The 22,399-nt window shown below is 67.2% G+C and carries 18 protein-coding genes and 1 pseudogene; 17 read left to right on the forward strand and 2 right to left on the reverse strand.

Annotated features, from left to right (window positions below):
• Window positions 1-121 precede the first annotated feature (121 nt).
• The 14 genes and pseudogenes from F2P44_RS25575 (at window position 122) to F2P44_RS25635 (ending at window position 17,406) form a co-directional block, all read left to right on the forward strand.
• Window positions 122-2,176: a methyl-accepting chemotaxis protein gene (locus F2P44_RS25575; RefSeq protein ID WP_167090659.1), complete on the forward strand. Its 2,055-nt coding sequence runs from the start codon at window positions 122-124 to the stop codon at window positions 2,174-2,176.
• Window positions 2,177-2,217: 41 nt separating this feature from the next.
• Window positions 2,218-3,090: pseudogene (locus F2P44_RS25580) on the forward strand (outer envelope protein).
• 76 nt (window positions 3,091-3,166) lie between these two features.
• Window positions 3,167-3,802, forward strand: coding sequence for a glutathione transferase (gene yfcF / locus F2P44_RS25585; RefSeq protein WP_167090662.1), 636 nt, complete (start codon window positions 3,167-3,169; stop codon window positions 3,800-3,802).
• A 111-nt stretch (window positions 3,803-3,913) separates the two neighbouring features.
• Complete coding sequence (locus F2P44_RS34940; protein ID WP_187363425.1) at window positions 3,914-4,357, forward strand: hypothetical protein; 444 nt, start codon at window positions 3,914-3,916, stop codon at window positions 4,355-4,357.
• 277 nt (window positions 4,358-4,634) lie between these two features.
• Window positions 4,635-5,885: an ABC transporter substrate-binding protein gene (locus F2P44_RS25595; protein WP_167090665.1), complete on the forward strand. Its 1,251-nt coding sequence runs from the start codon at window positions 4,635-4,637 to the stop codon at window positions 5,883-5,885.
• 3 nt (window positions 5,886-5,888) lie between these two features.
• On the forward strand, window positions 5,889-6,767 hold the full coding sequence (locus F2P44_RS25600) for a carbohydrate ABC transporter permease (RefSeq protein WP_167090668.1): 879 nt from the start codon (window positions 5,889-5,891) through the stop codon (window positions 6,765-6,767).
• Complete coding sequence (locus F2P44_RS25605) at window positions 6,764-7,627, forward strand: carbohydrate ABC transporter permease (RefSeq protein WP_167090671.1); 864 nt, start codon at window positions 6,764-6,766, stop codon at window positions 7,625-7,627. Before F2P44_RS25600 ends, F2P44_RS25605 begins: the two co-directional genes overlap by 4 nt.
• Before the next feature lie 3 nt (window positions 7,628-7,630).
• Complete coding sequence (locus tag F2P44_RS25610) at window positions 7,631-8,683, forward strand: ABC transporter ATP-binding protein (protein WP_167090674.1); 1,053 nt, start codon at window positions 7,631-7,633, stop codon at window positions 8,681-8,683.
• 93 nt (window positions 8,684-8,776) lie between these two features.
• Window positions 8,777-9,799 carry a LacI family DNA-binding transcriptional regulator gene (locus F2P44_RS25615; protein ID WP_167090677.1) on the forward strand — a complete coding sequence of 341 codons (1,023 nt, stop codon included), beginning with the start codon at window positions 8,777-8,779 and terminating at the stop codon, window positions 9,797-9,799.
• A gap of 170 nt (window positions 9,800-9,969) precedes the next feature.
• Window positions 9,970-12,456, forward strand: coding sequence for a glycoside hydrolase family 3 protein (locus tag F2P44_RS25620; protein ID WP_167090680.1), 2,487 nt, complete (start codon window positions 9,970-9,972; stop codon window positions 12,454-12,456).
• A complete protein-coding gene (locus F2P44_RS36225) occupies window positions 12,453-12,578 on the forward strand; it encodes a hypothetical protein (protein WP_267877631.1) in 126 nt (41 codons plus the stop codon). Before F2P44_RS25620 ends, F2P44_RS36225 begins: the two co-directional genes overlap by 4 nt.
• A gap of 134 nt (window positions 12,579-12,712) precedes the next feature.
• Window positions 12,713-13,417, forward strand: coding sequence for a DUF4142 domain-containing protein (locus F2P44_RS25625; protein ID WP_167090683.1), 705 nt, complete (start codon window positions 12,713-12,715; stop codon window positions 13,415-13,417).
• A 96-nt stretch (window positions 13,418-13,513) separates the two neighbouring features.
• On the forward strand, window positions 13,514-14,464 hold the full coding sequence (locus tag F2P44_RS25630) for an AEC family transporter (protein WP_167090686.1): 951 nt from the start codon (window positions 13,514-13,516) through the stop codon (window positions 14,462-14,464).
• A gap of 95 nt (window positions 14,465-14,559) precedes the next feature.
• On the forward strand, window positions 14,560-17,406 hold the full coding sequence (locus F2P44_RS25635; protein ID WP_167090772.1) for a sensor domain-containing diguanylate cyclase: 2,847 nt from the start codon (window positions 14,560-14,562) through the stop codon (window positions 17,404-17,406).
• Here the strand turns inward: F2P44_RS25635 and F2P44_RS25640 are convergent.
• Both F2P44_RS25640 and F2P44_RS25645 read right to left on the reverse strand, forming a co-directional pair.
• Window positions 17,403-18,014 carry an FMN-binding negative transcriptional regulator gene (locus F2P44_RS25640; RefSeq protein WP_167090689.1) on the reverse strand — a complete coding sequence of 204 codons (612 nt, stop codon included), beginning with the start codon at window positions 18,012-18,014 and terminating at the stop codon, window positions 17,403-17,405. The two genes, F2P44_RS25635 and F2P44_RS25640, sit on opposite strands and share 4 nt — an antisense overlap.
• Window position 18,015: 1 nt before the next feature.
• Window positions 18,016-18,480 carry an OsmC family protein gene (locus tag F2P44_RS25645; RefSeq protein WP_167090692.1) on the reverse strand — a complete coding sequence of 155 codons (465 nt, stop codon included), beginning with the start codon at window positions 18,478-18,480 and terminating at the stop codon, window positions 18,016-18,018.
• 109 nt (window positions 18,481-18,589) lie between these two features.
• On the opposite strand from F2P44_RS25645, the gene pdxR reads away from it, so the two are divergent.
• Genes pdxR through mnmC1 form a run of 3 tightly spaced genes read left to right on the forward strand, consistent with a single transcriptional unit; the run spans window position 18,590 to window position 22,291 of the window.
• Window positions 18,590-20,065 carry a MocR-like pyridoxine biosynthesis transcription factor PdxR gene (gene pdxR, locus F2P44_RS25650; RefSeq protein WP_167090695.1) on the forward strand — a complete coding sequence of 492 codons (1,476 nt, stop codon included), beginning with the start codon at window positions 18,590-18,592 and terminating at the stop codon, window positions 20,063-20,065.
• Between the two features lie 14 nt (window positions 20,066-20,079).
• Window positions 20,080-20,646 (forward strand): DNA-3-methyladenine glycosylase I, encoded by a 567-nt coding sequence (locus F2P44_RS25655; RefSeq protein ID WP_167090698.1) that lies wholly within the window; start codon window positions 20,080-20,082, stop codon window positions 20,644-20,646.
• 4 nt (window positions 20,647-20,650) lie between these two features.
• Window positions 20,651-22,291 (forward strand): FAD-dependent 5-carboxymethylaminomethyl-2-thiouridine(34) oxidoreductase MnmC1, encoded by a 1,641-nt coding sequence (gene mnmC1 / locus F2P44_RS25660; RefSeq protein WP_370662749.1) that lies wholly within the window; start codon window positions 20,651-20,653, stop codon window positions 22,289-22,291.
• Window positions 22,292-22,399 lie beyond the last annotated feature (108 nt).

The raw sequence follows: 22,399 nt of genomic DNA on the forward strand, positions 1-22,399 counted from the left end.
ACAGACACGCAACACTTCCCGGGGCCATAGCACACGCAATTGCGTTTGGTCTTGACCTGACGCAAGCCAGACAGGAATATGTTCTTACGTTGTGACACCGTGTCACCGAAAGGACATCGCCTTGACGCTGTTACGCCACCTCTCGATTCAAAAGAAATTGATGTTGAGCATGGCAGCCTGTCTGCTCCTGTTTGTCGTCATTTCCTCCACCCTGAGCATCACCATGACCGGACGCGGCATCCGCGAGCGGGTCGTCAAGCAGGAATTGCCGTCGGTCGTGGGCGAGATCCGCAACGACGTGCTGCGCCAGATTGCCGTGCCGCTGGCCACCTCGCTGGCGCTGGCCAACAACACGTATGTGCAGGCATGGGAAGCGGAGGGCTTGCCCGACAGCGGCCTGGAAGCCTGGAAAACCTATGCCGGCCGGATCAAGGCCAAGAACAAGGCCGCCACCGTGTTCTGGATTTCCGATACGAGCGGCAAGTACATGACTGAACAAGGCCTGAGCCGCACCCTGGACAAGGCCGCCGGCACCGATCAATGGTTTTACGGCTTCCTGGCCAGCGGCAAGCCCTACACCCTGGACCTGGACAAGGAAGTCGGGTCGAATGAATTCATGCTGTTCATCAACACCCGCGCCGAGGCCGCTGGCGGCAAGCTCGGCGTGGCTGGGGTGGGCCTGTCGGTGACCGCCCTGGCCGACACCATCCGCGCCTACCGCATCGGCCAGTCCGGCTTCGTGTCGCTGGTGCGCGCCAATGGCCTGGTGCTGGTGCACCGCGATGCCGCCCTGGCCGACGGCAAGCACTATCTGAAGGATTTGCCGGGTTACGATGAGGCGCTGAGCAAGACCTTGCTGGTCAGTGCCAAATTTACCCATGCCGAAACCGACCTCGGCGCGGCGCGGCGCATGCTGGTGTCCTCTTTTGTGCCGGAACTGAACATGTATGTGGTGGCCGAAGTGCCGGAAGCCGAAGTGCTGGGCAATGTGGCGCGCGACGCCAGCATCTCGGCCCTGGTGGCGGCACTGGTCGGCGGCGGCATCGGCCTGTTCGTCATCTACCTGATCAGCCGCGCGATCGCCGGCCCGGTGGCGCGCGCCGCCCACATGCTGAGCGACATCGCCGGCGGCAATGGCGACCTGAGCCGCCGCATGCCGGTCGAGAGCGGCGACGAAGTGGGCGAACTGGCGCAAGCCTTCAACCGCTTCGTCTCTTCGCTCAACCTGACCATCAGCCAGGTGCGCGGCAGCACCGAAACCATCGCCGCCGCATCGAGCGAAATCGCGGCCGGCAATATGGACTTGTCGGGGCGCACCGAAGCGCAAGCCTCCAGCCTGGAACAAACCGCGGCCGCCATGGAACAGATGACCTCGACCGTGAAGCAGAATGCCGAGAACGCCAGCCAGGCCAATCAGCTGGTCGTGTCCGCCTCCACCCATGCCGTCAAGGGCGGCGACGTGGTGGGGCAGGTGGTCAGCACGATGGGATCGATTACCGACAGTTCGCGCAAAATCGCCGACATTATCGGCGTCATCGATGGCATCGCCTTCCAGACCAATATCCTGGCCCTGAACGCGGCCGTGGAAGCGGCGCGTGCCGGCGAGCAGGGACGCGGCTTTGCCGTGGTCGCCTCCGAAGTGCGCAACCTGGCGCAGCGCTCGGCCAGCGCGGCGCGCGAAATCAAGACCCTGATCGACGACTCTGTGCAAAAGGTCGATGCCGGCAGCCGCCTGGTGGACGAAGCCGGCGCGACCATGCACCTGATCGTCACCTCGGTACAGCAGGTGGCCGACCTGATGAGCGAGATCGCCGCCGCCAGTTTCGAGCAGAGCCAGGGCATCGGCCAGATCAACCAGTCGATCAGCGCCATGGATGACGCTACCCAGCAGAACGCGGCGCTGGTGGAAGAAGCGGCCGCGGCAGCCAAATCGCTGCAGGACCAGGCCGCCCATCTGGCCAGCGTGGTCAGCGTGTTCAAGCTCGACGAGAGCGCCACGCCGCTGGCCGCGCCTGCCGCAGTGGCGCGCCACGTGCCCGCCACCCGCGCCATGGCGCGCGCGCCGGCGCCACGGCCGCCCGCCAAGCCCGCCGCCAGGCCCGCCGGCAAGGCGGCCGCCAAGGCGACTGGCAAAGCCGCCGCGCCGGCCGCCGCCGACGACTGGGAAGAATTCTGAACGCCGTCCATTTGTCTTCGACTTTCAACCACGGGAACATCATGACCGCAACCATCCTGCGCCGCCTGCCTGCGGCCTGCATCCTGGCCACCGCCAGCCTGGCCGGCGGCGCCGTCCAGGCGGCCGACTGGAGCGACACGGCGATCAGCTGGCGCACCGGCGAGCGCTATCGCGAACCGTTCAACCGCGAGAATGTCGGCAAGCACATTTTCGCGCTGACACACGCCAGCGGCTACCAGTACGGCAGCAATTTCTTCAACGTCGACCTGCTCATTTCCGACAGCAAGGACCCGGGGTCGCTGAACCAGACCGACGGCGCCCAGTAAGCCTACGTGGTGTACCGCCACACGCTCGACATCGGCAAGCTGCGCGGCACCCCCATCGCATTCGGCCCGGTGAAGGGGGCCGGCGTGACCCTGGGCTTCGACTGGAATGCCAAGAACGATGTCGGCTACAACTCGCGCAAGCAGATGCTGGTGGCCGGTCCGACCCTGATGTGGGATGTGCCGGGCTTCCTGTCGACCAGCCTGCTGCTGCTACGCGAGAGCAATGCGCCGAGCGGCGCCTTTCCGCCGGTCTCGAACGTGCGCGGACGCTACACCTACGACCTGCATCCCATGCTCACTGCCAGCTGGGGCATCCCGCTCGGCGCACTGTGGGCCTTGGAGGGCTACGCCAACTTCATCGCTTCAAAGGGCAAGAGCGAAACCGGGCGTGAGACGGGCGCCGAAACCAACATCGACATGCAAATCATGTTCGATGCCGGCGCGGCGATGGGCTACAAGAAGCGCACCTTCCGCGTGGGTCTCGAATACCAGTACTGGAACAATAAATTCGGCAACACCTCGGCCACCACGGGCGGGCAGGGCTACCGCGCCAGGACGCCGATGGTACGGGTGGCCTACCACTTCTGAGGGGGCGGCAGCAATCTTGCAATCTTTGCTATACCATGGTTGGCTCGTGTCTTATTTTTCCCCACCGGAGCCCATCATGCAAGAGTTGATCCTGTACGTCGATAGCCGTTTCACCAGTCCGTGGGCGCTATCGGTGTTCCAGACGCTGACCGAGAAGCAGTTGCCGTTCATCCTGAACACGGTCGACCTGGAGAAGGGCGAGCAGCATCAGGCACCGTTTCGCCACCTGGGCCTGACCGGACGCGTTCCTCTGTTGGTGCATGGCGATCTGGCGCTGGCCGAGTCGAGCGCCATCGTCGAGTATCTGGAAGAAGCCTTTCCGCCGCCGGCCTGGCAAGCCGTGCTGCCAGCCGGTCTGGCCCAGCGCGCCTGCGCGCGCCAGGTGCAGGCCTGGCTGCGCAGCGACCTGATGGCCCTGCGCGCCGAGCGCTCGACCGAAGTGGTGTTTTGCGCGCCGACGGCGACGCCGCTGACGGCGGCCGGGCAGGCGGCGGCGGAACGCCTGATCGGTATCGCCGAACGCCTGGTGACGGGCGAGCACCTGTTCGGCGAATGGTGCATCGCCGACAGCGAGCTGGCGCTGGTGCTGAACCGCTTGATCTTGAACGGCGATCCGGTGCCGGAACGCCTCAAGGCCTACGCTGCGGCGCAGTGGCAACGCGACAGCGTGCGCCAGTGGGTGGCCAAGCCGCGCGCCCGGGCAGGGGCCTAATCCGGGGAACTCGGCGCCAAGGATTGCGTTGGAATCCATCGGGCTGTATATTGTTGCCGAAAGGGAGCAGCAATGGAAGAGCGACGCAAGAATCATGCAATGGCCGCGACGGTGGAGAAGGCAATCCTTCTCAAGGACACCGTTTCGGTACACCAAGCCGCAATTTACCTGGCCTCAGGCGGCGTGCCGCTCGATGTGACGGGACGCGTCCTCACGACCCCATACCGGCGCGGCATGGTGCGCTCCGGGGTCAGCGACGAGGCGTACACCACGCTGCCGCAGACACCGCCGGCGCCGCCCGTACGCGTGCCTGCCGCCGTTCCCGTGGCCGCGCCCGCGCCTGCCGCTGCTCCCGCACCGCTGGCCGCACCCGCGCCTGCTCCTGTTCCGCCAGCGCTCGTGCAATCGGCCGCTCCCGCGCTGCCGCAGCCCCTGCGCGACGCCGAGGCTGCACAAGAGACGGTCACGGTGCCGCAGATGGTGCCCGGCACCCCGCCGGCTTCCCGTTCGTCCTGGCGCGACATCATTCATTCCGCCGGACCCACCTTCCGCTAGTGCCGCGGCCGGGTTTTCCCGGCCGGCTGTTGTGAAACGTTAACAAAATAGCGCTGATTTTCATCGCCGCATCAGCTCATCCGGCACCGCCGACGGCGGCTGCTCCGGCCATCTTTTTCAGCTAGTCCATGCCGCGTCCCGGGCCACGCCATGGCGCACTGTTAACTCGTTGACACCTAAAATCGATGGGTGTTATATTCGTGTGCTTGCGATGGTAACGTTTCCAATCTGGCGTTATCCCGGCGAGCGGACACAGATCCGCACACAAGGAGACAGGATGCACAGAGCACACAAGCTGGCGCTGGCGGCAGCGCTGGCGCTGGCCGCCTGCGCCACGGCGCACGCGGCCGGACCGCAAGCCGAACGGCCCACGGCGGAAGTCATTCACTGGTGGACCTCGGGCGGCGAATCGGCCGCCGTCAAGACCATCGCCGACGCCTACCGCGCCGCCGGCGGGGTCTGGGTCGATACCGCCGTCGCCGGCAACGAGCAGGCGCGCGCGGTGGCGGACAACCGCATCGTCGGCGGCAATCCGCCGGCCGCCGCCCAGTTCAACGCCTCCATGCAATTCCTCGACCTGGTCGAACAGGGCATGCTCAACCAGGTCGACGAGATCGCCGCCAAGGAGCGCTGGGACACGACCCTGCCGGCCCCGATCCGCGACGTCATCAAGGTCAAGGGGCACTACTACGCGGTGCCGCTGAACGTCCACATGCCGACCTGGATCTGGTATTCCAAGGCCGCCTTCAAGCAAGCCGGCATCGCCAGGGAGCCGGCTTCCATGGACGAACTGTTCGCCGCGCTCGACAAGCTGAAAGCGGCCGGGTTGATTGCGCTGGCGCACGGCGGCCAGTCGTGGCAGGAGAATATCGTCTTCATGGCGGTGCTGGCCAATGTGGGCGGCAAGGACCTGTACCTGAGCGTGTTGCGCGAGCGCGACCCGCGCGCGATCGCGTCCGAACCGTTCAAGCAGGTGCTGCTGGCGTTCAAGCGCCTCAAATCCTACGTCGATCCCGGCTCGCCCGGCCGCAACTGGAACGACGCCACCGCGCTGCTGGTGAACGGCAAGGCCGGCGTGCAGATCATGGGCGACTGGGTCAAGGGCGAATTGAATGCCGCCAGGCTCACCGCCGGCAATCAATACGGCTGCATCACCGGTTTCGGCCCCAGGGCGCCCTTCCTGATCCAGGGCGACGCCTTCATCTTCCCCAAGAGCGCCAACGGCGGCACCATCAAGGCCCAGAAGCTGCTGGCCGGCGTGATGGTGGCACCGGCCACGGTGGCCGCCTTCAACCGGGTCAAGGGTTCGCTGCCGGTGCGCGCCGACCTCGATGCCTCCGCACTCGACGCCTGCGCGCAGGCCGCGCTGGCGGTGATGAAAGACCGCACGCGCCACGTTGGCAACGGCGAGGTGTATCTGACGCCCGACCAGAACGGCGCGCTGGTCGACGTGCTGACCGCGTACTGGAACAGCGCCATGCCGGTCGAAAAGGCGCAGAAGAATATCGCCGCCGCGTTGAAAGGCTGACCGATGCGCAACCGCCACCCGCTGCACCGGGTCATTCCCTTCGCCGCGCTGCTGCCGATGGCGCTGACGGTGATCGTCGGCTACCTCGGCACGGTGCTCTGGTCGCTGCGCATTTCGCTGACCAACTCGCGCAGCTTCCCGTCCGATACCCTGGTCGGCATGGCGCAGTACACGCGCCTGTTCGAGAACGAACGCTGGCTGCTGTCGCTGCATAACCTGGCGCTGTACGGCGTGCTGTTCATCGGCGCCTGCCTGGTGATCGGCTTCCTGCTGGCCGTGTTCATCGACCAGAACGTCACCGGCGAAGGCGTGCTGCGCACGATTTTCCTGTATCCGTATGCGATGTCGTTCGTCGCCACGGGCCTGGTCTGGCAGTGGATGCTCACGCCCGGCAACGGCATCGAGCAGGCGGCGCACCAGTTCGGGTTCGCGGGGTTTTCGTTCGACTGGATCGTCGACCAGGACATGGTCATGTACACGGTGGTCATCGCCACCGTGTGGCAGGCGTCCGGGCTGGTGATGGCGATGATGCTGGCCGGCCTGCGCGGCATCGACGGCGAAATCTGGAAGGCCGCGCGGCTCGACGGCATTCCCACCTGGCGCGTGTACCTGTCGATCGTGCTGCCGATGATGTGGCCGACGATTGCCACCGTGCTGCTGCTGCTCGCGACCGCCGTGGTCAAGCTGTTCGACGCGGTGGTGGCCATGACCCAGGGCGGTCCCGGCACGGCCAGCGAAGTGCCGGCCAAGTTCATCATGGACCACCTGTTCGGGCGCGCCAACATCGCCCTGGCCTCGGCCGGCGCGGTGGTGCTGCTGGTGCCGGTGCTGGCCATGCTGGCGCCGTACGCGTATGCGCGCAGCCGCAAGGGGCGCGCATGAAGCGCCGCTCGCACTTCAACCCGGCGCGCATTGGCATCTACGCGTTTTTGCTCACCGCCGCGCTGTTCTTCCTGCTGCCGCTGTACGTGATGCTGGTTACCTCGGTCAAGCCGATGGAAGAAATCCGGCTCGGGAACATCTTCGCGCTGCCGCTGCAAATCACGCTCCAACCCTGGAGTGACGCCTGGAGCGGCGCCTGCACCGGCGCCTCCTGCGAAGGCATCCGCGGCGGCTTCTGGAATTCGGTGGCGATCACGGTGCCGAGCACCATCCTGCCGATCCTGATCGGCGCCGTGAACGGCTACGCGCTGTCGTTCTGGAAGCCGCGCGGCGCATCGACGCTGTTCGCGATCCTGATGGTGGGCGCCTTCATTCCGCTGCAGGTGATGATCTATCCGCTGGTACGGGTGCTGGCCACCTTCGGCCTGTTCGGGTCCCTGCCGGGCATCGTGGTGGTGCACATGATCTTCGCCATGCCGGTCATGACGCTGCTGTTCCGGAACTACTATGCGGCCATCCCGCACGAACTGTTCCAGGCCGCGCGCATCGACGGCGGCGGCTTCTTTCGCATCTTCCTCCACGTGATGCTGCCGATGTCGCTGCCGATCATCGTGGTGGCCGCCATCATGCAGGTGACCGGCGTGTGGAACGACTACATCCTGGGACTGGTGTTCGCGGGGCGCGACAATGCGCCGATGACGGTGCAGCTCAATAACGTCATCAACACCACCACCGGAACGCGCCTGTACAACGTCAACATGGCCGCCACCATCCTCACATCGCTGGTGCCGCTGGCGATCTATTTCATCTCAGGGCGCTGGTTCATGCGCGGAATCGCCGCCGGCGCGGTAAAAGGGTAATCCATGTCGAATGTCTGTGTCCGCAAGCTGTGCATCACCCTGGGTGGCAACGAGATCATCAAGGATCTCGACCTGGCCGTGGAAGAGGGCGAATTCCTGGTGCTGCTGGGGCCTTCCGGCTGCGGCAAATCGACCCTGCTGCATAGCATCGCCGGGCTGATCGAGGTCAACGCCGGCACGGTGGAAATCGGCGCCGAGGACATGACCTTCGCCGACCCGAGCGAGCGTCATATCGGCATGGTATTCCAGTCGTACGCGCTGTATCCGACCATGACGGTGGAAAAGAACATGTCGTTCGGCCTGCGTATCAACGGCACGCCCAAGGCCGAGATTGCGCGCCGCATCGCGCGCGCCGCCGGCATGCTGCAACTCGAACCGCTGCTGTCGCGCAAGCCGGCGCAGCTGTCGGGCGGGCAGCGCCAGCGCGTGGCGATCGGGCGCGCGCTGGTGCGCGAAGCGGGCGTGTTCCTGTTCGATGAACCGCTCTCGAACCTGGACGCCAAGCTGCGCGCCGAACTGCGGCGCGAACTGAAATTGCTGCACCAGACGCTGCGCTCGACCATGATCTACGTGACCCACGACCAGGTCGAGGCGATGACCCTGGCTACCCGCATCGTGGTCATGCGGGCCGGCAAAATCCAGCAGATCGGCGCGCCGGCGGAGGTGTACGGGCGCCCCGCGAACCTGTTCGTGGCCGGCTTTCTTGGTTCGCCATCGATGAACTTCATCGACGGCGCGATCGACGCCGCCGGCTGCTTTGCCGGCAAGGGCTTTCGCCTGGAAGGCGGCGCCGTGGGCGCGGCGGCCGGCCAGGCGCTGGTGCTCGGCATCCGTCCCGAGCATATTCGCATCGCGGGCGACGGCGGCCTCGAAGGCACGGTGGCGCTGGTCGAACCGATGGGCAACCACCAGATCATATGGATCGCCAGCGCCGGCCAGCAGCTCTCGGCCATCGTCAACGACACGCGCGTGTTCGCCCTGGGCGAGACGGTGCGCTTCGCGGTCGACGCGGCGCGCGTGTCGCTATTCGACAAGGCCAGCGGGCAGCGCCTGTGAGTTTGCCTGGAGCGGGACGCGCCGGGCATGCATAATCCACGGTTTGCGGTATGCTTTCGCCGTATTTACTAATCTGACCGATCAAAGGAAGTCGTGGCCAATATCAAAGACGTAGCACGCCTTGCCGGCGTAGGCCTGGGAACCGCGTCGCGCGTGGTCAGCGGCAAGGGCTCGGTCTCGCCCGCGACGCTCGAACGGGTCAAGAAGGCCATCGCGGAACTCGATTTCCGCCCGTCGCACGCGGCGCGTTCGCTGCTGTCCGGGACGTCGCAGATGATCGGCGTGTACATTCCCGTCCTCAAGGGCACCTTCTACACCCCGATCCTGCAGTCGATCGACACCGCGCTGCGCGCCGCCGGCCTGCACATGGTGGTGGCGTTCGGGGTCGGCTCGGGCGACGCGCGGCGCCAGGCTATCGAAGGCATCGACTTCCTGATGGAGCGCGGCTGCGATGGCCTGATTTTGCTGACCAATCACCTGTCGGACGACGACATCGCCGCGCTCGGACCCAAGCAATCGCGCGTGGTGGTGCTGAACCACTGCTTTGCCAGCATCGCCGAGCAGTGCTTCTCGGCCGACCATACGCAGGGCGGCATCGCGGCGGCGCGCGCGCTGCTGGAGCACCGGCACCGCAAGATCGCCGTGATCGCGGGGCCATCCACCTCGCCCGACAATGTCGACCGCATCGCCGGCTTCATGGGCGAGCTTGAGCGCAACGGCATCAACACCGAAAAAATGTGGGTGGCCGAGAGCGATTTTTCGCCCGAAGGCGGATGGGCCGCGGCGGCCGAACTGGTGGCCTCGGGCCACAAGTTCACGGCGCTGTTTTGCGCCAATGACGAAATGGCGGTCGGGGCGCTGTCGTACTTCCAGGATGTGGGGCTGTCGGTGCCGGGCGATGTGTCGGTGCTCGGTTACGACGATACGCCGAGTGCGCAGTTCTCGGCGCCGCGCCTGACCTCCGTGCACATTCCGTGGCGCGACGTGACCCTGAGCGGGCTCAATGCGCTGCTCAACCGCTGCTATGGCAGCGCGCATCCGGTGGAGCGCGATTTTCCGATCAGCGTGACCGTGCGCGCCTCGCTGGGCAAGCCGGCCAAGCGCCGCGCGGAGTAGCTCCCCACCTCTATCGATGGGGGATTTACGCAATCTTATGATTGACAAAATTTCTTCACCGTCGCACTATTGATCTTGGGTTGGGAGCGTTTCCAACTCGTGGCAGCAGCAGATCGGACCCTGGCACCGGTGTTCACCGGCAGGCATTTCCACCTTTTCGCACCGATACCATGATCAAGCAATCCTGTCTTATCGCAGCCGTCGCGCTGCTGCACGCCAGCCACGCCGGCGCCGCTCCCCGTACCCTGAGCGAGTGGCCGCGCGTGCGCAGCGCCATCGCCCCCGACGCCGCGCTCGAAGCGAAGGCCGCGGCCATCGTGGCCGGCATGACGCTGGCGCAGAAGGTCGGCCAGATGACGCAGCCCGAAATCAAGGCCATCACGCCCGAGCAGGTGCGCGAGTTTTACATCGGCTCCGTCCTCAATGGCGGCGGCAGCTGGCCGAACGGGAACAAGTACGCCACCGCGGCCGACTGGGTGGCGCTGGCCGACAAGTTCTACGACGCCTCGATGAGCACCGACCTGAAAATCAAGGTCCCGGTCATCTGGGGCATCGACGCCATGCACGGCAACAGCAATGTGTACGGCGCCACCCTGTTCCCGCACAATATCGGCCTGGGCGCGGCCCACAACAAGAAGCTCGCGCTGCGGATGGGCGAGGCGGTCGGCAAGGCGGTGCGCGCGACCGGCATCAACTGGGTGTTCGCGCCCACCCTGGCGGTGACGCGCGACGATCGCTGGGGCCGCACCTACGAGAGCTTTTCGGAAGATCCGGCGCTGGTGAACAGCTACGCCGCCGAATACGTGCGCGGCATGCAGGGCAAGTTCCGCGACGACGCCAACGTGGTCGCCACCGCCAAGCACTTCATGGGTGACGGCGGCACCGACCAGGGCAAGGACCAGGGCATCACCAAGGCCACGCCCGCGCAAATGATGAACATCCACGGCGCCGGCTACTACAGCGCCCTGGAAGCCGGCGCGCAGACGGTCATGGCCTCGTTTAACAGCTGGAACGATGTCTCGTCCGGCAAGGATTACGGCAAGGTCCACGGCAGCCGCGAGCTGCTGACCGATATCCTCAAGGACAAGATGGGCTTCGACGGCATGGTGGTCAGCGACTGGGACGGCATCGGCCAGGTCAAGGGCTGCCGCAACGACAGCTGTGCCCAGGCCATCAACGCCGGCATCGACATGGTGATGGTGCCGAATGACTGGAAAGCCTTCATCGCCAACACCATCAAGCAGGTGGAAGCGGGCGAGATTCCGATGGCGCGCATCGACGACGCCGTGACCCGCATCGTGCGCGTGAAGATGCGCGCGGGCCTGTTCGGACAAAAGCCGTCGGCCGGCAAGTACGCCGGCAAGCCGGATGCGCTGCAGGCGCGCGCGCTGGCGCGCCAGATGGTGCGCGAGTCGCTGGTGCTGCTCAAGAACGACCGCGCCACCCTGCCGCTTCAACGCGGCAAAAAGATCCTGGTGGTCGGCAAAAGCGCCGATAACCTGTCGTTGCAGACCGGCGGCTGGTCGCTGACATGGCAGGGCACCGATAACAAGAACAGCGACTTCCCGAACGGCGAAACCATCCTGGCCGGCATCCGGGACGCCGCCGGCGCCGCCAACGTGACCTACAGCGCCACCGCTGAAGGCGTGGACGTGGCAGCTTTCGACACGGTGGTGGCGGTGATCGGCGAAACGCCGTACGCTGAATTCGGCGGCGATATCGGCCCGTCCGGCACCCTGCGCCACAGCGGACGCCATCCGGAAGACCTGGCCGTGCTCAAGGCCGTCGCCGGCAAGGGCAAGCCGGTGGTGACGGTGCTGGTGTCGGGCCGCGCGCTGTATACAAATGACCTCATGAACCTGTCCGACAGTTTTGTCGCCGCCTGGTTGCCTGGGTCGGAAGGCAAGGGCGTGGCCGATGTGCTGTTCAAGGGCGCCCATGGCTTCACGGGCAAGCTGTCGTTCTCGTGGCCCAGGTCGATCTGCCAGGCGACCGTGAACGTGGGCGATGCCGGCTACGCGCCGCTGTTCAAGACCGGCTACGGCCTGACCTACGCCAGCAAGCACAAGGTTGGCCAGCTCGACGCCACTTACGCCGATGGTGGCTGCGGCGTGACCAATCTGTACCCGGTGTTCAACCAGTCGGACCGCGCCACCTGGCCGCTGTACGCGGTGGTGGGCGACAAGCGCAGCGCGCTCGGCGCCGATTTGAACAACGCGTTCACCCAGCCCGGCGTCAAGATCGAAACCTCGCAGGTGAACACCCAGCAGGATGCCAAGAGCGTCACCTGGAGCGGCCCTGCGCGCCTTGAAGCGCACGGCGCCAAGGCGGTCGCCTTGCCGGCGTTCGCCACCAGGGATGGCGCGCTGCAGTTCGATACCATCGTCAGCAGCGCGCCGGCCGGCAAGGTATTGGTGTCGATGGACGGCGCCGCGCTCGACCTGACGGCGGTGTTCAAGGGCCTGGTGGGCAAGGCCAGGCAAACCGTGAAGATTCCACTGGCCTGCTTCACGGCCAGGGGCGCCGACCTGGCCAGGGTGGAAACGCCGTTCGCGGTAGCCAGCGATGCCGCTTTCAGCGCGGCCTTTGCCAATATCGAGGTGGCCGGCGGGGCGGCGCTCGACAAGGATGCGCTCAAGTGCGAGGACCTGAAATGAGCGGCTGGGCGCGCCTTCTGGCCGATGCGTTCGGCGTGCAGCGGTCGTTCCTGGTGCCGCCCGCCGGCGACCTGTCCGTTATCCATTCCGGCCTCAAGGACGCTGCCGTGTGCCAGCGCTGATCCCGGTTTGCCGCAGTCCGGCGGTGTTTTCATGTGGGGATGACGATGAGGTGAACTTGCGCGGCCGGCGCACTGTCCAAAAGTGGCAAGTGCTCGCGCGCGGGCTTCAATCCCAACCTCATCAGGAGATCGACATGCTCAACAAGAAACCAGTAAAAGGACTGACCGGCATTTGCGCCGCGGCTGCGCTGTGCGCCACCCTGGCCGTCCAGGCCCAGACCAGCGGGACGCAGTCCGGCAGCCAGGGCGGCGGACAGAGCAGCAGCGGACAGACCAGCAGCGGACAGGCCGGCAGCGGACAGACCAGCAGCGGACAGGCCGGCAGCGGCACCGCCGGTGGCGCCGGCAGCGCGGCCATCAGCAGCGCGGACCGCAAGATAGTCACCGACCTGGCCATGGCGAACATGGCCGAGATCGAGGTGGCGCGCACCGCGCAGGGCAAGAGCCAGGACGATCAGGTCAAGAAATACGCGCAGCAAATGATCGACGACCATACCAAGGCGCTGAACGAGGTGCAGCAACTGGCGCAGGCCAAGGGCATCACCTTGCCCGCCACGCTGGACCGCGCGCACAAGGCCAGGGCCGACAAGCTGGCCGCGCTGTCGGGCGCGGCATTCGACCGCGCCTACATTGCGCAGGCGGGCGTGGCCGAGCACAAGAAAACCCACAGCATGCTGGCCAGGGCGCAGGGGCGCGCCAAGGATGCCGACATCAAGGCGCTGGTGACGCGCATGACGCCGACCGTGGACCAGCATCTGCATGCGGCGCAGGATTTACACGGCAACCAGAACAGCGCCAAGGGCAACTCGGGTATGGCCACCGAGAAGTCCGGGCAGTAAGCAAGGCAGGCAAGTCCTGCGCGCCAACGCTGTCGATGCTGGCGGCGGGAGGGGGGCGCGAGCGCGAGCTGAGCGGTCACGCTACAATGACCATTCATGCTCGCCATCCTCGCCATTACCTTTCCGTTTTTCGCCCTGGTCCTGTGCGGCTACTTTGCCGTGCGGCGCCACTTGCTGCCGCAACTGGCCATTCCGGGCCTGAACAGCTTCGTCCTGTACTTTGCCTTGCCGTGCCTGCTGTACCGCTTCGGTTCGACCACGCCGCTGACCCAGCTGCTCGACGCCGGCCTGTTCGGCGTCTACCTGCTGTGCGCGCTGGCGACGGTGGGCCTGGCCATGCTGGTCACGCTGCGCCGCGCCGGCTGGAACGATGGCGCCTTCGGGGCGCTGGTGGCCGCCTTTCCCAACACCGGCTTCATGGGTGTGCCACTGCTGCTGGCCCTGCTCGGGCCGCGCTCGTCGGGTCCGGTCATCGTGGCGCTGGTGGTCGACCTGGTGATCACGACCTCGCTGTGCATCGCCCTCTCGCGCCTCGGGCCGGCAGGCGGGCAGAGTAGCGCGGCCGCCCTGCGCAATGCCCTGTCCGGCATGCTGCGCAACCCCATGCCGTGGGCTATCCTGCTCGGCGCGCTGGCGTCCGGCGTGGGACTGGTGCTGCCCGCGCCGCTGATGAAAACCGTCAGCCTGCTGGCCGATGCCGCCTCGCCGGTGGCGCTGTTTACCATCGGCGCGGTGCTGGCGCGCTCGCAGATGAACGCCAGCGGCGCCACCGCGCTGGCCGATGTCGTCCCGATCGCCCTGATCAAGCTGCTGATCCACCCGCTATTGCTGCTCGCCATCGGCCACGCCGCCATTGGCCTGGGCATTCCCATCGATCGCGCCGCCCTGACGGTGCTGGTGCTGGTCGCCTTCCTGCCCAGTGCCAGCAACGTGGCGCTGCTGACCGAACGCTTCGGCGCCGACACCGGCCGTGTGGCGCGCATCATCCTGGTATCGACAGCGTTGTCGTTCCTGAGCTTTTCGGCGGCTGTATCATTGCTGACATGAAACATTTCCGACTTTTGCCCGCCTGTTTGTGAAATAATAAGGAGCATGTCCCATCGACGGTGTGGCGGCGAATGCGGGAGTGTCGATTGCTAGAAATGTTTGCAGTGGAGCAGGATCTGACGCAGCTGGAAGAGGAGCTTTCTTCCCAGTACGGCGTGGCGCGCCTGAAGCCGATGCTGGCGCTGGCCTGGCATCTGCGCCAGCGCGATCCGGCGCGTGCGCGTTCCCTGTCGGTCGATGCGGCGCCGCTGTTGATGCTGCTTTCCGAGCCCGAGCGCCGCCTGGAGCAGGCGCGCTGCCAGTTGATCGATGGCGAAGCGGCCTGGCTGGCCGGCCAGCTGGACGCCGCGCGCGTCCTGGCCGACGCTGCCTGGGCCGAATTTCACAGCCAGGACGATTCCATCGGCAGCGCCGACGCGCGCTGGCTGCGCGCCTGGATCGAGGTCGACCGCGGCAATGCCGCCGCCAGCGACGCCGAACTGCTGGCGGCCGCGCACGATGTCTGGCGCGCCGGCGACCGCCTGCGCGCCGACGTGATCGACGCCGCCGCCGCCCTGTTCGCGGTGTTCCGCAACCTGCACTCGGCCAATGAACGCTGGGGCAAGCGCTTCGATCCCGCCGAAAAAGGCTTGCACCCGGCCGCCGCCGGCTGGATCAACGATTACCTCGGCACCTCGGCCTTCCAGGCCAGCGACTTCGGGCGCGCCATCGGCCTGTTGATGAACACCTTCGAGGCGGCGCTGGCCACCGGCCAGGTGCGGCGCGCGATCAACGTCGCCACCAATATCGGCAACGCCTTCACCAGCCTCAATGCGCACCACGCCGCGCTCGAATGGATGCAGCGCGGGCTGGACCTGGCGCGTCCGACCGGCTGGCCGATGAGCATTGGCCTGGCGCTGATGCAGACCGCCGAAACCTTGCGCCAGCTGGGCCAGCGCGAGGCGGCGGTCGAACTGCTGCACGAAGCGCTGGCGACGCTGGCGCCCATGTCCGGATCGCGCGCCTATGCCATCGCGCTCGAATACGAGGGCGACCTGGCGCTCGACGGCGGCGACTATGCGGCGGCCCTGGCCAGCTTCGCGCGCCTGGAAGCGCGCGGCGAAGCGCTGCACCAGGCTGATTTCCGGAGCGGCGCGCGGCGCGGCCAGGCGCATGCGCTCTCGCACATGAACCGCCCGCACGATGCGCTCGACAAGGCCGCGGCGGCGCTGGCGCTGGCGCGCGAACACGGCGACGCCTACAACCAGATCGCCGCGCTCAAGGTGCTGGCCGAGATCCACGCGCGCCACAGCCTGCCCGGTCCCACGACGCCGGATGCGCCCAGTCCCGCACTGCATTACCTTCAGCAGGCCATGGCGGTGGCGGCCACCATCGACGGCTACACGGTGCCGGGCGACCTGTACGACGCGGTGGCGCGCGAGTACGCCAGCGTCGGCGACTACCCGCAAGCCTACAACATCGCACTGCGCGCCGGCGCCGCGCGCGACAAGACCCACAGCCAGGAAGCGACCAACCGCGCCGTCGCCATGCAGGTGCAGTACCAGACCGAGCGCGCCAAGACCGAAGGCGAGCATCACCGCCAGCTGGCCGCGGCCGAAGCCAAGCGCGCCGAGGTGCTGCAGCAGACCAGCGCCACGCTCGAACACCTGTCGGCCATCGGGCAGGAGATCACCACCCATCTCGACGCCGCCGCCGTGTTCCGCGCGCTCGACCGCCACGTGCACGGGCTGCTCGACGCCACCCACTTTTCCATCTTCCTGATCGATCCGGACGGCAGTTCGCTGCGCTGCGCGTTCGGGGTGGAAGCGGGCAAGCCGCTGCCGGCCACGCGCTATTGCCTCACCGACGAGCATGCCAATTCGGCGCGCTGCGTGCGCGAGCGGCGCGAAATCCTGCTCCACCTCAATGCCGGCGACGACATGCCGAACCTGATCCCGGGTACCCTGCCGACACTGAGCCTGCTGTTTGCGCCGCTGCTGATCGGCGAGCGGGTGCTGGGCGTGATGACGGTGCAGTCGCTCCAGCCCAGCGCCTATCACGAACGGGAGCGGCTGATTTTCCGCACCCTGTGCGCGTACGGCGCCATCGCCCTCGATAACGCCGGCGCCTATTTGCAGGTGGCGGCCACGCTCAAGGCCCTGAGCGCGACCCAGGCCCAGCTGCTGGACAAGAACGTCGAACTGGAACAGGCCTACAAGGCGCTGGAAGAGGTCAGCCTGACCGACCAGCTGACCGGCCTGCGCAACCGCCGCTTCTTCCTGCAGCATGTCGACGCCGACGTGGTCATGAGCCTGCGCGGCTACGACGACCCCTTGCGCCACGTCGCGCCGGAACGCGAGAATGCGCCGGGCAAGGACCTGGTGTTCTTCATGGTCGACCTGGATCACTTCAAGGAAGTCAACGACGCGCATGGCCACGCCGCCGGCGACGCGGTCCTGGTGCAGATGCAGGAGCGCCTGCGCGAAGTGTTCCGCGAGTCCGATTACCTGATCCGCTGGGGCGGCGAGGAATTCCTGGTGCTGGCGCGCGCCACCCACCGCGACGACGCCAAAGTGGTGGCGGAGCGTATCCGCCAGGCTGTCGCCGACCGCGACTTCGTGCTGCCCGACGGGACGGCGCTGCGCAAGACTTGCTCGATCGGGTTTGCCTGCTTTCCGTTCGTGCAGGAAGAACCGCGTTTGTTGTCGTGGTCCGAAGTGGTGGAACTGGCCGACCAGGGCCTGTACCTGGTCAAGCGCTCGGGGCGCAATGCCTGGGCCGGCATCTATAGCACGCCCGAGACGCGCCACGACGCTGTTTTCGCGCGCCTGATTCATTATCTCGAGCAGGCGCTGGCCGACGGCGAGGCCCGGTTGGTGACCAATATCGACGAGGTGCAGGTCGCCGCCGGCGCCAAGACGCGGCGCCTGGTGCTGGCCGCCGACAAGGTGACGCCGCGCTAGGCCGAGCGCCGCGCCATTTCCTGCGCCATCGGCGCATCCATGGCCGCCATGATCGTGCGCTGGTCGTTCTGCGAGCGGTTCTGGCTCACCTTCCACGTGCCCTGCATGCGCTCGATCGGGATCTCGATCCCGACGATCATCGTCAGCAGCCGGTCGATGAACCCGGGCGGCGCATCGTCCACCGCCCATGGCGCCGCCTGCGCCGCTTCGTGGCGCGCCGTGAGGCGGCCGAGCAGCGCGAGGATCCAGGCCGGCTCTTCGATGGCGCGCAGCTTGCCGTGCGCGTGCACCACCGCATAGTTATAGGTCGGGACCACTTTGCCGTTGATCTTCTTGTCTTCGTACAGCGCAGGCGTGATGTAGGCCGATGGCCCCTGGAACACCACCAGCGTGTCGCCGTCGTGGCGCCAGAGCGGATTGGCGCGCGCGACGTGGGCGCGCAGGATGCCGTACGGCGCGCTCTCATCGCCGCCATCGATCTCGAACGGAATGTGCGTGGCGTCCAGACCGCCGTCGCCGTGCGTGATGACGGTGCCCAGCGGGTGCGCGTCGATCAGGCCGAGCAGCAGCGATGGACGGATCTCGTCGAAGCAGGAAGGCCGATACATGTCATGCACTCCTTTCGATGACCACATCGGCCTTGATCGAGTTGGCGATGTAGCACTGCGCGTGGGCGGCGTGGTGCAGGGCGTCGAGCTGGGCGGCGTCGGGGCGGGTGCCGTCGGCGAAGCTGATCGCGGGACGCAGCACGATGCTGGTCATCGCCATCTTGCCGTCGGCGTTCTTGTCCAGGGTGCCGACGGCGCGGTCACGGTAGTCGTCCACCACATGCCCGGCGCGCGCCGCCAGCGAGAGGAAGAACAGCATGTGGCAGCTCGATACCGACGCGACCAGCGCTTCCTCGGGGTCGAGGGCGGCCGGGTCGGACATCGGCAGCGGCACCGACAGCGGCGACGAGGAAGCCGGCACGCGCAGGCCGCCGTCGAACGACCAGGCATGCGCGCGGCTGTAGCGGTTGTCCAGGAAAGGCTGCGCGCCGCGCTGCCAGGATAATTCTGCTTCGAATTGCTGCATCTTGCTTGGTTCCCGATGGTGATTGGCGATGCGTTTATCTTATGCGCCGCTTTGGCTTGCTCAAATATCCAATTCACGCGATTATGTGAAGACCAATCACCGGACTCCCATGCTCGTTACCGATATCCTGGCCGCCTTGCCTCTTGCGCGCGGCACGCCCGACCCTTTGTTCCGCCAGCTCTACGCGCAGATCAAGGATGCCATCCTGCGCGGCACGCTCAGCGCCGGCATGCAGCTGCCGCCCACGCGCGACCTGGCGCGCCTGCTCGCGGTCTCGCGCCAGACGGTGCTCAACGCCTACGACCAGCTCAGTGCCGAAGGCTACCTCCATGGCGCGGTCGGCAAGGGCACCTTCATCAGCGACCACCTGGCGCAGCCCGCGCCCGCGGCGGACGCCACGCACGCGCCGATGCGCCCCCTGTCCGCGCGCGGCGAGGCCTACGCCTCGGCCATGGAAAGCGTCGGCTTCCATCGAGGGAAGCTGCGCCCTTTCCGCGTCAGCATGCCGTCGCTCGACCTGTTCCCGTTCGATGTCTGGAGCCGGCTGGAGGGGCGGCGCTGGCGCCATCCCGACCACCACATGGGCTACAGCGACCCGGCCGGCTACGCGCCGCTGCGCGAGCTGCTGTGCGTCTACCTGCGTGCCTCGCGCGGCGTGAGCTGCACGCCGGAACAGGTGATCATCACCTCCGGCTCGCAACAGGGCTTGTTTTTGCTGTCGCAACTGCTGCTCGCGCCGGGCGACCAGGTGTGGGTGGAGTCGCCCGGCTACCAGGGCGCCAGCGCACCGCTGTTCGCCGCCGGCGCCGACGTGTGCACGGTACCGGTGAGCGCCGACGGCATGGACATCGCCTACGGCATCGCGCACTATCCGGACGCGAAAATGGTGCTGGCCACGCCCTCGCACCAGTTGCCGCTGGGCGTGACCATGAGCTTGCAGCGCCGCCTGGAGCTGCTGCGCTGGGCCAGCGCCAGGCGCGCCTGGATCATCGAGGACGACTACGACAGCGAGTACCGCTACACCGGCCCGCCGCTGGCGTCCCTGCAAAGCCTGGACCGCGCCGGCTGCGTGCTGTACGTCGGCACCCTGTCCAAGGTGCTGTTTCCCGGCCTGCGCCTCGGGTACATCGTGGCGCCGCCGGCGCTGGTCGAACCGGTGGTGCGCGCCAAGGCGGTGATGGACCGCCATACCGCCATCGTGCCGCAGATGGTGCTGGCCGACTTCATGGCGGACGGTCATTTCGGCCGCCATATCCGGCGCACCCGCGACGCCTACGCCGAACGGCGCGCCGCGCTGCTGGCCGCGCTCGGGGCGCGCCTGGGCGAGCAGCTGACGGTCGGGCCGTCCGACGCCGGCCTCGATCTGGCCGTGCATTTCCGGCGCGGCCACCAGGAAGCCGCCGTGGTGGCCAGGGCGCTCGAACAGGGCATCGAAACGCGCGCGCTGGCCTACTATGCCAACCGCATGGCCACGCCGGCGTGCGCGTTCGCACCGGGCCTGTTGCTGGGTTTTTCGTCGCTGACGCCGGCGCAGATCGTCGATGGCGTCGATGTGCTGGCGAAGGTGCTGAAAGCGGCGCATTGAACTATACTGGCTGCATGACCATTGAACGCTGCTCCTGGGCCAGATCGGCCAATCAACGCTACCTCGACTACCACGATCACGAGTGGGGCGTGCCTTGCCACGACGAGAACACGCTGTTTGAAATGCTCAACCTCGAAGGCGCGCAGGCGGGCCTGAGCTGGGAAACCATCTTGAACAAGCGCGCTACCTACCGGCTCGCTTTTGACAACTGGGACGCCGAAAAAATCGCGCGCTACGACGCCGCCAAGGTGGCCGAGCTGCTGGCCGATCCCGGCATCGTGCGCAACAAGCTCAAGGTGGCCGCCGCCATCACCAATGCCCAGGCCTACCTGCGCCTGCGGGCCGAGGGCAGCTCGCTCGACGACTACCTGTGGGCGTACGTGGACGGCAAGCCGATCGTCAACCACTACCAGCTTGGCGAAAGTTTGCCGGCCAAGACTGCGCTGTCGGACCAGCTGTCGAAAGACCTGCTCAAGCGCGGCTTCAAATTTGTCGGCTCGACCATCGTGTACGCCTACATGCAGGGCATCGGCATGATCGACGACCATGGCGCGCAATGCTTCCGCAACAAGCAGCGCTGATGCCGTGAACTGGCAAGCCATCTGGGGCGGACGCACCCATTTCGTCATATTCGATGCCGCCTACGGCGACGGCGCGGCGTTCCGCGCGACGGTCGACGCCTGGCGCCACGATCCGCAGCGGCCCGCGCGCCTGCATTACATTGCGCTGGCCAATGACGCGCTGCCTGGCTATCGGCGTGTTCCGCAAGCGGACGACGCGGTCACGCTCGACCTGCTCAGCGCACCGCTCGACAGCGCGCTCGAACAACTGAGTGCGCGCCTGGACGCGATCTGGCTGCGCGGCGCCGGTGACGCCGGTACCCGCTTCGCGCACGCGCTGGGCAAGCTGGCCGAACCCGGCGCGCTGCTCGATGCCGACGGCCTCACGCACGCGCAGATGGCGACCCTGGCGCGCGCCGGCTTTGCCTGGGAGCCCGGGGTGCAGCGCGCTGTTTTTGCCAGCCGCCGTCCGCAAGCCGCGCCGGCGGCGCCGCGCGCGCGCCACGCCATCGTGATCGGTGCCGGCCTGGCCGGCGCCGCCGCCTGCGAGCGCCTGTGCGCGCGCGGCTGGAAGGTCACGCTGATCGAACGCCATGCGCAGCCGGCGCGCGAAGCATCCGGCAACCTGGCCGGCATCACCATGCCGCTGCTCTCGAAAGACGACAACCTCATGACGCGCCTGTCGCGCGCGGCCTTTCTGTATGCGCAAGCCTACTGGGAGCGCATCGGCGAGAATGCCATCGACAGTGCCCGTTGCGGCGTGCTGCAACTGGCGCGCGACGCGGCCCACGCCGACGTGCAGCGCGCCATCGCGGCAAGCCGCGCCTACCCCGCCGATTTCGCCGAATGGCTGGAAGCACCGGCGGCGACCGAACTGCTGGGCGCACCCGCGCCGGATGGCGCCTGGCTGTTCCGCCAGGGCGGCTGGATACGGCCCGCCAGCGCCTGCGGCGCCATGCTCACCGCCTGCGGCGAGGCGCTGGTGCGCCGCTTCGGGACCGGCACCGTGACGCTGGAGCAGCGCGGCGCCGACTGGTGCGCCATCGACGCGGCCGGCGTGCTGCTGGCGCAAGCGCCGGTGGTGGTGCTGGCCAACGGCACTGGCGCTTGCGCCGTGCCGCTCGCTGCCGGCCTGCCGCTGTCCGCGGTGCGCGGCCAGGTCACCCATCTGGCCCAGGGCGCCGCGCCGGCGCTGCCCTTCGTGCTGTGCCGCGAAGCCTATCTGACCCCGGCCGTGGGCGGCTGGCACAGCCTGGGCGCGAGCTACGACGAGGATGCCGATCCGGCCCTGCGCCAGGGCAGCCAGGACGAGAACCTGGCCAAGATCGGCGCCATGCTGGGCGACGCGGCCCTCGGGCGCGCTGCGCCGCTGCAGGGACGGGTCGGCTTTCGCTGCGTGGCGCCGGACCGCATGCCGCTGGTGGGCGCCTTGCCGGACCCGGACGCGGCGGGCCGCATCGAGCGCCTGCGCGACGTGCCGCGCCATGCCGGCGTGTACGGGCTGCTGGGCTACGCTTCGCGCGGCCTGACCTGGGCGCCGCTGGCGGCCGAACTGCTGGCCGCACAGTTGAACGGCGAGCCGCTGCCGCTGGAAGCCGAGCTGGTCGCGGCGCTCGATCCGGCCCGCTTTTTGCTGCGCGAACGGCGCCGTGGCGAGGTAGGATAGCGAACCGGGCCGCGTGTCATCCGGTTATAATTGGTTTGTAGCAACATCCTTGCAACCGATCGCCGCGCCCAGCGTGGCGGGAGCCGATCACGATGGACGATGCGCCCG

The sequence above is a fragment of the Massilia frigida genome, from assembly GCF_011682175.1.
Taxonomy (GTDB): Bacteria; Pseudomonadota; Gammaproteobacteria; order Burkholderiales; family Burkholderiaceae_D; genus Telluria_A; species Telluria_A frigida.